Source organism: Streptomyces niveus (assembly GCF_001723055.1).
GTDB lineage: Bacteria > Actinomycetota > Actinomycetes > Streptomycetales > Streptomycetaceae > Streptomyces > Streptomyces niveus.
Map to the genome: position 1 here is coordinate 1 of NZ_MDCR01000489.1, position 1,149 is coordinate 1,149.

The 1,149-nt window shown below is 65.3% G+C and carries 2 pseudogenes; one reads left to right on the forward strand and one right to left on the reverse strand.

From position 1 onward, the window contains the following. Positions 1-383: pseudogene (locus tag BHU15_RS36625) on the reverse strand (hypothetical protein); the annotation flags it as partial. A 421-nt stretch (positions 384-804) separates the two neighbouring features. On the opposite strand from BHU15_RS36625, the pseudogene BHU15_RS36630 reads away from it, so the two are divergent. After that, positions 805-1,149 (forward strand): annotated as a pseudogene (locus BHU15_RS36630) (phosphate ABC transporter substrate-binding protein); the annotation flags it as partial.

Genomic DNA, 1,149 nt, shown 5'->3' on the forward strand with positions numbered 1-1,149 from the left:
TTAGGGAGCGCGCCCGTGTCATCAGCGACCCGGTCACCGGAGGCCAGGTTCTGGCCATTCTCGGCCGGATCGCCTGTCACCCGATCTGTGCACGGGTAATCGAACACCTCGTACACCGTGGAGAGTTCGCCGGATTTCTTGTTCTTCTCCAGCACCCGGCGCAGATAGCCGGCCTTCTCCAGGTCATGCAGTGCGTCGGTGATCCGCGCGCGGCCCTCCTTGCGCTGCCCGGCGAGGGAACGGATGTCGGCGCGGGCGTTGTTGGGCAGGCTCAGCAGGTACATCAGTACGCCTGACGCGCACCACGAGATGCTGCGGTCACGCACCAGCGCGTTGGTGACCGTAGTGAAGGAACGAGTCGGCTTGGTACGGTGAATGCGCATCGGGAGGGCTTTCTCCTGGTGTCGAGCCCTCGGGTGTTGGCGCACCGCGGGGGCATCTCCATGTCGGCAGCCGGTTCGGCGTCGACTTCGTGACCTTAACGCCACACACCGTGACGATGGCAAATACCAAGAGGGGTACCGGAGGCCGGAGTTGGGGGCACCGGAGGCCGGAAAACGAACCAGCGACGACCTGTGCGGATCGATTAAATGTCCGTTGCGGTACGGCATGTGACGGCCCCGCGAACCGCACAGGAATTCACCCATCGGAGTGAACCTCCAGGCCCCTCCCCTGAACAGCAAATGGCCGTCGGGGAACGGCTCATGAACATCCGTCATCGAAACCACGACCCGCACTGACGTTCCCCCCACCGCCACCTACCGTCACCTCACGAGGTCGGAGAGTGCCGGGGGGCGACTGGTCATGGAGTGGTTCAGCGGGGAGAACGTATTCGCCGTCTTCTCCACCCTCCTGGGTGTCCTCACCTCGGTCGGAGTCGTCTGGTACGAGCGCCGGGTGCCGCGGCGCAAGCGGATCGGCTACCGCGTACAGATGGACACCGCCATCGGCAGCGCCGTCCGGTCGGGGCACACGAACGTACGCCTCGGACTCTTCGACGACGACCCGGACATGGCCGACGCCACCCTCGTACTGCTCCGGCTGGAGAACGACGGGTCGCAGACCATCGCCGTGGAGGACTACACCTCGCCCGACGTCCACGGGCTGAGCGTCACGTTCACCGGGCGGACGATCAAGGGTGTCGCCGTC